Below are 11,524 nucleotides of genomic sequence, written 5' to 3' on the forward strand. Positions count from 1 at the left end.
TATAAGAGACAGGGCTTCGGGAGCGGGCAGGGCCTTGCGGTCCACCTTGCCACTGGGCGTCAGCGGCAGTGCCTCCAGCATCACGAAGGCGGAGGGCACCATGTACTCCGGCAGCTTCTCGTGCAGCCGCGCGCGCAGCGCGGAGACGTCTACCGCTTCCGCGCCGCTCCGGCAGGCCACGTAAGCCACCAGCCGCTTGTCGCCGGCCACGTCCTCGCGGGCCACCACCACCGCTTGGCGCACGCCAGGGTGCTGCTCCAGAGCGGACTCAATCTCTCCCAGCTCGATGCGCAGGCCGCGCACCTTCACCTGGAAGTCCGCACGGCCCACGTACTCGATGGCGCCGTCCGGCAGCCAGCGGGCCACGTCGCCGGTGCGGTACAGCCGCGCGCCCGGCATGTCGCTGAAGGCGTCCGGGATGAAGCGCTCAGCCGTCAACTCCGGGCGTCCCAGGTAGCCGCGCCCCACCTGCACGCCGCCGATGAAGAGCTCTCCCGGCACGCCCACGGGCACCGGCTCCAGGCGGGAGTCCAGCAGGCGGATTTGGGTATTGGCCACGGGCCGGCCAATGGGCACGGAGCGTCGAGACTCACCCGGCAGGCACTGGTGGAAGGTGACGTCGACGGCGGCCTCGGTGGGGCCGTAGAGGTTGTGCAGCCCGGCCCACGGCAGCCTTCGCAAGCAGCGCTCGGCAAGCTCCACCGGCAGGGCCTCACCGCTGCACACCACGCGGCGCAGGGAGGTGCAGGCCTCCAGCCCCGGCTCCTCAAGGAATACCTGGAGCATGGAGGGAACGAAGTGCAGCGTGGTGACACCGGCCTCGGAGATGAGGCGCGCGAGGTAGGCGGGGTCCTGGTGGCCACCGGGCTTCGCGACGACGAGGCGTGCGCCCGTCATGAGGGGCCAGAAGAACTCCCAGACGGAGACGTCGAAGCTGAAGGGCGTCTTCTGCAGGACGACGTCCGAAGGCCCCAGGCCATAGGCGGACTGCATCCACAGCAGGCGATTCACCACCGGGCCATGGGCATTCATGGCGCCCTTGGGGCGGCCGGTGCTGCCGGAGGTGAAGATGACGTAAGCCAGGCCGTCGGCGGTGGCGCGAGGAGAAGGCGCATGGCGGGGCTGGAGCGCGATGTCCTCCCACTGCGTGTCGATGCAGAGCACCTGGGCGTCATGGGAAGGCAGGCGCGAGAGCAGGTGCTGCTGGGCCAGGAGGACGGCGGGGTGCGCGTCCTCCAGCATCCAGGTGAGGCGCTGGGCGGGGTAGGCCGGGTCGAAGGGGACGTAGGCGCCGCCGGCCTTGAGTGTGGCGAGCAGTGCGACGACGAGCTCCAGCGAGCGCTCCAGCAGCAGGCCGACACGAACCTCCGGCCCCACACCGCGCGCGATGAGGGCGTGCGCGAGCTGATTGGCCCGCGCGTCCAGCTCCCGGTACGTGAGCGTACGACCCTCGAATGCGAGTGCCACGGCATCCGGCGTGCGTTCCACCTGCGCCTCGATGAGGCCGTGCAGCGTGGCATCGCGCGGGAAGTCGGTCGCCGTCGCGTTCCACTCCACCAGCACCTGCCGACGCTCGGCGTCCGTGAGAGGGCGGACGTTGGCGGAGTCCTCGCTCGGCTCCACCGGAGCGGGCCGTGCCACTTCGCGTGCCGCGACCTCCTCCAGCGGGAGGAGGGGCACGGACAGCGCAGGGCCTTCACGCCGACGGGAAGGCGTCGGCATGCCCCTGCCTTCAAGGGCCGCGTCGATGCGCGCGGCCAGTCCTTCGACGGTGGGCGCGTCGAAGAGGGCGCGCAGCGGCAGCTCCACGCCGAACGCCTCCCGGATGCGGCTGATGGCCTGGGTGGCCAGCAGCGAGTGGCCGCCCAGGTCGAAGAAGCTGTCGGTGGCTCCCACGCGGGTGACGCTCAGGAGCGGACGCCACAGACCGGCGAGCCGCTCCTCGGTTCCGGTGCGCGGTGGGACATGCTCGCGGTCGTCGCCGCTGAAGTCCGGCGCGGGCAGGGCCTTGCGGTCCACCTTGCCGTTGGCGGTGAGCGGCAGGGCGGGCAGCGCCACGAAGGCCGCGGGCACCATGTACTCGGGCAGGTGTTGCTTCAGGTGTTCCCGGAGCGCGGACGCGTCCGTCGCATCCGCGACGACGTAGGCCACGAGGCGCCGGTCGCCCGGCACGTCCTCGCGCACCAGCACCACCGCGTCCTTCACCGTGGGGGCCGCGCGCAGCACCGCCTCCACTTCGCCCAGCTCGATGCGGAAACCACGCACCTTCACCTGCGCGTCGGCGCGGCCGACGAACTCCAGCGTGCCGTCCTCGCGCCAGCGCACCACGTCGCCCGTGCGGTACAGCCTGGCACCGGCCTCGGCCGAGAAGGCGTCCGGCACGAAGCGCTCGGCCGTCAGCGCGGGACGCCCCGCGTAGCCGCGCGTCACGCCCACGCCTCCCAGGTACAGCTCTCCCCGCACGCCCACGGGCACCGGCTCGCCGCGCGCGTCCAGCACGTAGGCGCGCACGTTGGCCAGGGGCCGGCCGATGGCGGGCACCCGTCCGTCCGCCACGCAGTCGGCGAGCGTGGCCACCACCGTGGCCTCCGTGGGGCCGTAGGTGTTGAGCAGCCGCCGCCCGGAGGCCCACCTCGCCACCACGTCGGCGGGCAGCGCCTCGCCTCCGGAGATGACGGTGCGCAGCGCGGGCAGCCCGTCCGCGGGCGTGGCCGCCAGCGCCGCGGGCGTGAGGCTGATGACGGTCAGGGCCTGCTCGCCCAGCAACTGCTGGAGCGGCGCGCCCGGCATCAGCTTCTCCAACGGCGCGAGCACCAGCGTCGCGCCGGCGCACAGCGTGGTGAAGATCTCCTCTACCGACAAGTCGAAGCTCAGGTTGGCGAACTGGAGGACCCGGTCACCCGGCCCGATGCCATACGCCACGGCCTCGTGCGTGACGAGGTTGGCCACGCTCTGGTGCTCCACCAGGGTGCCCTTGGGCTGGCCCGTGCTGCCGGACGTGTAGAGCAGGTAGGCCAGGTGGCGCGGGGTGACGCCGCAGGCCGGTGCGTCGGTGCGCTCCTGCGCGAGGACGGCGCGTTCAGCGTCCAGGCAGAGGGCGGACGTGCGGTGGGGCTCGGGGAAGCGGTCGCGCAGCGCCGCCTGCGTCAGCAGCACCCGGGCTCCGCTGTCCTCCAGCATGAAGGCGCGCCGCTCGCTCGGCAGGAGCGGATCCACCGGCACCCATGCGCCACCGGCCTTGAGGATGCCCAGCAGGCCGATGACGACGTCCAGCGAGCGCTCCATGCTCAGGGCCACGCGGACCTCGGGCCCGACACCCCGGCGGCGCAGCGCGTGGGCGACCTGGTTGGCGCGGGCGTCCAGCTCCGCGTATGTGAGGTGCGCTCCCTCGAACGTGGCGGCGCGTGCGTCTGGCGCGCGGCGCACCTGGGCCTCGAAGAGCGAGTGCACGCAGGCCTCGGGGAAGTCCGCGCGCGTGGCGTTCCAGTCCACCAGCACCTGCTGGCGCTCGGCTTCCGTCAGCAGCGGGAGCGCGGAGAGCCGGCGCTCGGGGGCGGCCACCAGGGCCTCCACCAGCACGCGCAGGTGGTGCATCAGCCGCTCGGCGGTGGAGGCGTCGTAGAAGTCCTGGGCGTACTCCAGGGTCCCCGTGAAGCCCCGCTCCGTCCGGCTGAGCGCCAGCGTCAGGTCGAACTTGGCGGCGCGGCCCCGCGAAGGGAGCGCGCGGAACGTCAGCCCCGGGACGGACAGCTCCGCCGGGGGCGTGTTCTGCAGGATGAACATCACCTGGAACAGCGGCGCCTGGTGCAGGTCGCGCATCGGCTGGAGCTGTTCGAAGGGCACGTGCTGGTGCGCGAAGGCATCCAGCGCGGTGGCGCGCACGCGGGCCAGCAGCTCGCGCACGGTGGGGTCCCCGTCCAGGCGGGTGCGCAGGACGAGGGTGTTCAGGAAGAAGCCGATAAGCCCTTCCAGCTCCGCGCGGTTGCGGCCCGCGACGGGCGAACCCACGCTGATGTCGTCCTGGCCGGAGTAGCGCGCCAGGAGCACCTGGAAGGCCGCCAGCAGGAACATGAAGGGCGTGACGCCCTCGCGGCGGCAGAGCGCCTCCACGGCTTCGCTCAGCGCCAGCGGAAGCGCCACGGGGAGCAGCCCCGCCCGGAGCGAGGCGTGCGGCGCGCGAGGCCGGTCGGTGGGCAGCTCCAGCGATTGCGGTGCCCCGTCCAGCTGGCGCCGCCACCAGGTGAGCTGCTCCTCCAGCACGTCCCCCTGCAGCCACTGGCGCTGCCAGGCGGCGTAGTCCGCGAACTGGAGGGACAGGGGCGGCAGGGACGCGGGCGTGTGGGTCGCGAAGGCGCGGTAGAGCTCCACCACCTCGCGCACCATCACGGACATGGACCAGCCGTCGCTGATGATGTGGTGCAGCGTGAGGAGCAGGACGTGCTCCCCGGCGTCCAGGACCAGCAGCGACACGCGCAGCAGCGGGCCCGTGGCCAGGTCGAAGGGACGCAAGGCCTCCGCGTCGGAGCGCCGCTGGGCCTCGGCCTCGCGCGCGTCGGCGGGCAGCGAGCGCAGGTCGATGGGCTCCAGCGTCAGGGGGCCGGGCGGCGCGATGACCTGGATGGGGCCCTCGGCGGTCGCGCGGAACGTGGTGCGCAGGGCATCGTGCCTGTGCACCAGGGCTTCGAGGGCGTGGCGCAGGGCCTCCACGTCCAGTGCTCCGGACAGGCGCAGGGCCATGGGCATGTTGAAGGCCGTGCCGCCGGGGGCCAGCTGGTCGAGCAGCCACACCCGGTGCTGCGAGTACGAGGCGGGCAGCGCGTCGGAGGAAGGCGCGCGCTGGAGGGGCGGGGCCGCCGCGAGCTGACCGGACTGGAGCGCGGCGTCGATGCGCATCGCCACCTCCGCCACGGTCGGCCCTTCGAACAGCGCCTTGAGCGGCAGCTCGACGCCGAAGGTGGCGCGCAGGCGCGAGACGAGCTGCGTGGCCAGGAGGGAGTGACCGCCCAGCTCGAAGAAGTGGTCGGTGGCACCCACGCGCGGCACGCGAAGCACCTGGGCCCAGAGCTCCGCGACCTTCTCCTCGGTGGGCGTACGCGGGGTGACGTATCCGGCGGTGGAGACCGGAGCCTCCGGCAGGGGCAGGGCCTTGCGGTCCACCTTGCCATTCGGCGTGAGCGGGAACGCATCCAGCGCCATGAAGAGGGACGGCACCAGGTGTTCGGGCAGGTGCTGGCGGGCGAAGTCACGCAGCGCCGCGGGCTCCAGCGTTTGTCCGTCCCGCAGCACCACCCACGCCACGAGCCTGCCATCGCCGGAAGCGTCGAGCCGGGCCCCGGCCACGGCCTGGAGCACGTCCGGGTGCCGGACGAGAACGGCCTCCACTTCTCCGGGTTCGATGCGGAAGCCACGCACCTTCACCTGGAAGTCGGAGCGGCCCAGGAAGTCGAGCGTCCCATCGGAGCGCCAGCGCGCGAGATCGCCCGTGCGGTACATGCGAGCGCCGGGGTCGCCGGAGAAGGCATCCGGCACGAAGCGCTCGGCGGTCAGCTCCGGGCGCGCCAGGTAGCCGCGCACCACGCCGTCGCCCGCGATGAAGAGTTCACCGGGAACGCCCACGGGCACGGGCTGGCCCCGCGGATCCAACACGTACATGCGCGTGTTCGCGATGGGCGCGCCAATGGAGACGGTGGCGGGCAGTGCGTCGCCGGTGACGGCGTGCACGGAGGAGTAGACAGTCGTCTCCGTGGGCCCATACATGTTGCGCAGCACGGCCGAGGGCACGGCCTCCCGCAGCTGGCGCGCGAGCGCCCCGGGCAAGGCTTCGCCGCCGACGAACAGGTGCCGCAGCGCTCCCAGCGACGTCACGCTGTCGGGCGCCAGCACGAGTGAGCGCGCGAAGGCGGGCGTGCACTGCAGATGGGTGACGGCGTGGCGACGCAGCAGCTGCGCGAGCGGGAGCGCGCCGTCCCGGGCCACGGCCTGTTCGTCGTGGAGGACGACCTGGAAGCCGCGCGTCAGCGTCCAGAGCAGCTCCAGGACGTGGATGTCGAAGGAGATGCTGGTGACGGCGAGCCAGGTGCCCGGAGCGGACGTCCCCAACACCGCGTCCATGGCCTCCAGGTAGTTCGAGAGGGTGTGATGGGGCACCATGACGCCCTTGGGGCGGCCCGTGCTTCCCGACGTGTAGATGACGTAGGCCAGCGTCGCGGGCAGGGCGGCACCCGGAGCGTGCGCGGCCTCGCCGTCGCCTGTCTCTTCGATGAACACCACGTCCAGCCCGTCCGCCGGCACCGCGTCCCGCAGCGACCGCTGGGTGACGAGCACACGGGCCCGCGAGTCGCGGAGCATCCACGCGAGGCGGTCCGAGGGGTAGCCCGGATCCAGCGGCAGGTAGGCGCCGCCAGCGTGGAGGATGGCGAGCATCGCCACGACCATGTCCGGAGCGCGGCGGGCGCACAGGGCCACGGGCTCATCCGGGCGCACGCCCAGTGCCTGGAGCCTGTGTGAGAGGCGCAGGACTCGCTGGTGGAGCTCACGGTAGGTGAGCCGCTCCTCTCCGGCGACGAGCGCGACCGCGTCCGGCGTGCGGGTGGCCTGGGCTTCGAACCGGGCATGGACGCGGGGGGCGTCGAAGTGACGGGCGGTGTCGTTCCACGCGAGGAGCACCTGCTGGCGCTCCGCGGGCGGGAGCAGGGGCAGGTCGTGCACGCGTGTTTCTGGCGCGCGAACGGCGGCCTCTAGCAGCACGTGCAAATGGCCGACGAGCCGGCGGATGGAGTCCTCGCGGAACAGGGCGGTGCTGTACGTGACGGACCCCGCCAGACCTTGGGGCGAGTGCGTGAAGACGAAGGAGAGGTCGAACTTCGAGGACGTGCTGCCGTCCTGCTCAACGGGGCGCAGGGACAGGGCGTCGGGCTGTGCGCCTTCCTCCGAACGAGGCGCGTTCTGGAGCATGAGCATCACCTGGAAGAGAGGTGAGCGACTCATGTCGCGCTGGGGCTGCAGCTCCTCGACGAGCTTCTCGAAGGGAATGTCCTGGTGCGCGTAGGCCCCGAGGGTGGATTCGCGCACGCGGCCGAGCAGCTCCACGAAGGTAGGGCTGTCATCCAGACGGGAGCGCAGCGCGAGTGTGTTGACGAAGAAGCCAATGAGGCCTTCGAGCTCCGCGAAGCGGCGGCCCGCGATGGGCGAGCCGATGACGATGTCATCCTGGCCGGAGTGGCGAGAGAGCAGGGCCTGCGTGGAGGCCAGCAGCGCCATGAAGAGCGTGGCACCGTGCCGCTGGGCCAGCGTCTGGAGGCCGTTGGAAAGCTCCGGAGGAAGCAGGAACGGAACGGAGGCACCGGCGAAGGACTGCACGGCGGGACGCGGGAAGTCGGTGGGCAGCTCCAGCGCACGCGGTGCACCGGTCAGGTGCTGGCGCCACCAGGAGCGCTGCCGCTCGAGGGCCTCTCCCTGCAACCAGGCGCGCTGCCAGAGGGCGTAGTCCGCGTACTGGAGGGGGAGCGCGGCCAGCGGGGAGTCCAGGCCTGCGGAGAAGGCGCGGTAGAGGGCGCCCAACTCGCGCACGAGGATGCCCATGGACCAGCCGTCGGAGACGATGTGGTGCATCGTCACGAGCAGCACGTGCTTGTGTTCGGCAAGCCTCAGCAGCGAGGCGCGCAGCAGGGGGCCCTTCGCGAGGTCGAAGGGACGCAGGGCCTCTGCGCCAGCAAGACGCCGGGCTTCGGCTTCGCGCACGTCCGGAGCGAGTTGCTCCAGGTCCTGCACGTCCAAGGCGAAGTCCGCGGTGGCGCGGAAGCGCTGGACGGGCTCGTCCGCGTGCGAATGGAAGGTGGTGCGCAGGGACTCGTGACGCTGGAGGAGTTCGCGGAAGGAGCGCTCCAGGGCGGAGCGGTCCAGCGGTCCGTCCAGGTGCAGGGCGCTCGGGATGTTGTACGTGGCCGTCCCCGGCTGGAGCTGATCCAGGAACCAAAGCCGCTGCTGGGCGAACGACAGCGGCGCTTCATCACCCCGCGCGATGGCGGCGGGTGGCGGCAGGGCAGTGCCTTCGACGGCTTGCAGCGCTTCGTCCACGCGGAGGGCGAGCCGGGTGAGCGTGGGGGCTTCGAAGAGGGTGCGCAGGGGCAGTTCCACGCCGAAGGCAGAGCGGATCCGCGAGACGAGCTGCGTGGCCAGGAGCGAGTGGCCGCCCAGCTCGAAGAAGTGGTCGGTGGCGCCCACGCGGGGCACGCGAAGCACCTGGGCCCAGAGAGCCGCGAGCTTCTCCTCGGTGGGGTTGCGAGGGGCGACGTACTCGGCGGTGGAGACCGGGGCCTCCGGGGCCGGCAGGGCCTTGCGGTCCACCTTGCCACTGGGAGTCAGCGGCAGTGCCTCCAGCACCACGAAGGCGGAGGGCACCATGTACTCCGGCAGCTTCTCGTGCAGCCGCGCGCGCAGCGCGGAGACGTCCACTGCCTCCGCGCCGCTCCGGCATGCCACGTAGGCCACCAGCCGCTTGTCGCCGGCCGCGTCCTCACGGGCCACGACCACCGCCTGGCGCACGCCGGGGTGCTGCTCCAGCGCGGACTCAATCTCTCCCAGCTCGATGCGCAGGCCGCGCACCTTCACCTGGAAGTCCGCACGGCCCACGTACTCGATGGCACCGTCCGGCAGCCAGCGGGCCACGTCGCCGGTGCGGTACAGCCGCGCGCCCGGCATGTCGCTGAAGGCATCCGGGATGAAGCGCTCAGCCGTCAATTCCGGGCGTCCCAGGTAGCCACGCCCCACCTGCACGCCGCCGATGAAGAGCTCTCCCGGCACGCCCACGGGCACGGGCTCCAGGCGGGAGTCCAGCAGCCGGATTTGGGTATTGGCCACGGGCCGGCCAATGGGCACGGAGCGGCGGGACTCTCCGGGCAGGCACTGGTGGAAGGTGACGTCGACGGCGGCCTCGGTGGGGCCGTAGAGGTTGTGCAGCCCGGCCCACGGCAGCCTCCGCAGGCAGCGCTCGGCAAGCTCCACCGGCAGGGCCTCACCGCTGCACACCACGCGGCGCAGGGAGGTGCAGGCCTCCAGCCCCGGCTCCTCAAGGAACACCTGGAGCATGGAGGGAACGAAGTGCAGCGTGGTGACACCTGCTTCGGAGATGAGGCGCGCGAGGTAGGCGGGGTCCTGGTGGCCACCGGGCTTCGCGACGACGAGGCGCGCGCCCGTCATGAGGGGCCAGAAGAACTCCCAGACGGAGACGTCGAAGCTGAAGGGCGTCTTCTGCAGGACGACGTCCGAAGGCCCCAGGCCATAGGCGGCTTGCATCCACAGCAGGCGATTCACCACCGGACCATGGGCATTCATGGCGCCCTTGGGGCGGCCGGTGCTGCCGGAGGTGAAGATGACGTAGGCCAGGCCGTCAGCGGTGGCGCGAGGAGAAGGCGCATGGCGAGGCTGGAGCGCGATGTCCTCCCACTGCGTGTCGATGCACAGCACCTGGGCGTCATGGGAAGGCAGGCGCGAGAGCAGGTGCTCCTGGGCCAGGAGGACGGCGGGGTGCGCGTCCTCCAGCATCCAGGTGAGGCGCTGGGCGGGGTAGGCGGGGTCGAAGGGGACGTAGGCGCCGCCGGCCTTGAGCGTGGCGAGCAGTGCGACGACGAGCTCCAGGGAGCGCTCCAGCAGCAGGCCGACGCGAACCTCCGGCCCCACACCGCGCGCGATGAGGGCGTGCGCGAGCTGATTGGCCCGCGCGTCCAGCTCCCGGTACGTGAGCGTGCGACCCTCGAAGACCAACGCGACCGCGTCGGGTGTGCGCTCCACCTGCGCTTGGATCAGCTCCGGGAGTGTGGCTGCGCGCGGGAAGTCGACGCGGGTGTCATTCCACTCCACCAGCACTTGCCGACGCTCGGCCTCGTCCATGAGCGGCAGCGCGGACACACGCTGCCCGGCATCCAGGACGACAGCCTCCAGCAGCACGCGCAGGTGGCCGATGAGCCGGCGGATGGAGTCCTCGCGGAACAGGGCGGTGCTGTACGTGACGGAACCGGCTAGGCCCTGGGGCGAGTCAGTGAAGACGAAGGAGAGCTCGAACTTCGAGGACGTGCTGCCGTCCTGCGCGACGGGGCGCAGGGACAGGGCGTCGGGCTGTTGTGCACCTTCCTCCGGGCGAGGCGCGTTCTGGAGCATGAGCATCACCTGGAAGAGAGGTGAGCGGCTCATGTCGCGCTGGGGCTGCAGCTCCTCGACGAGCTTTTCGAAGGGAATGTCCTGGTGCGCGTAGGCCCCGAGGGTGCCCTCACGCACGCGGCCGAGCAGCTCCACGAAGGTGGGGGCGTCATCCAGGCGGGAGCGCAGCGCGAGCGTGTTGATGAAGAAGCCGATGAGGCCTTCCAACTCCGCGAAGCGGCGGCCCGCGATGGGCGAGCCGATGACGATGTCGTCCTGGCCGGAGTGGCGAGCGAGCAGGGCCTGCGTGGAGGCCAGCAGGGCCATGAAGAGCGTGGCGCCGTGCCGCTGGGCCAGCGTTTGGAGGGCCTGCGAAAGTTCCGGTGGAAGCAGGAACGGCACCGAGGCACCGGCGAAGGACTGGACGGCGGGACGGGGGAAGTCGGTGGGCAGCTCCAGCGCACGCGGTGCACCGGTCAGGTGCTGATGCCACCAGGAGCGCTGCCGCTCAAGGGCATCCCCCTGCAACCAGGCGCGCTGCCAGAGGGCGTAGTCGGCGTACTGGAGGGGCAGCGCGGCCAGGGGCGAGCCCAGGCCTGCGGAGAAGGCGCGGTAGAGGGCGCTCAGCTCGCGCACGAGGATGCCCATGGACCAGCCGTCGGAGACGATGTGGTGCATCGTCACGAGCAGCACGTGCTGGTGCTCGGCAAGCCGCAACAACGAGGCGCGCAGCAGCGGGCCCTTCGCGAGGTCGAAGGGACGCAGGGCTTCGGCTCCAGCAAGACGCCGGACTTCGGCTTCACGCACGTCCGGAGCGAGGTGCTCCAGGTCCTGCACCTTCAGGGTGAAGTCCGCGGTGGCGCGGAAGCGCTGAACGGGCTCGTCCGCGTGCGAATGGAAGGTGGTGCGCAGGGACTCGTGACGCTGGAGGAGTTCGCGGAAGGAGCGCTCCAGGGCGGAGAGGTCCAGCGGTCCGTCCAGGTGCAGGGCGCTCGGGATGTTGTACGTGGCTGTCCCCGGCTGGAGCTGATCCAGGAACCAAAGCCGCTGCTGGGCGAACGACAGCGGCGCTTCATCACCCCGGGCGATCGCGGCGGGTGGCGGCAGGGCAGAGCCTTCGGCGGCTTGCAGCGCTTCGTCCACGCGGAGGGCGAGCCGGGTGAGCGTGGGGGCTTCGAAGAGGGCGCGCAGGGGCAGTTCCACGCCGAAGGCCGAGCGGATCCGCGAGACGAGCTGCGTGCCGAGCAGCGAATGTCCACCCACCTCGAAGAAGTCGTCCTCCGCGCCGATGCGCTCGACGCGAAGCACCTCGGTCCAGAGGGCCGCGAGCTTCTGCTCGGTGGGGGTCGTCGGGGGCACGTACCGTCCCGGCTCCAACGCGGTCGCAGTG

1 pseudogene is annotated in these 11,524 nt (G+C 71.6%); it reads right to left on the bottom strand.

Annotated features, from left to right (window positions below):
• Positions 1-11,493 (bottom strand): annotated as a pseudogene (locus D7W79_RS45315) (amino acid adenylation domain-containing protein); the annotation flags it as partial.
• Between the last annotated feature and the right edge of the window lie 31 nt (positions 11,494-11,524).

The organism is Corallococcus exercitus, from assembly GCF_003611585.1.
Classification (GTDB): domain Bacteria; phylum Myxococcota; class Myxococcia; order Myxococcales; family Myxococcaceae; genus Corallococcus; species Corallococcus exercitus.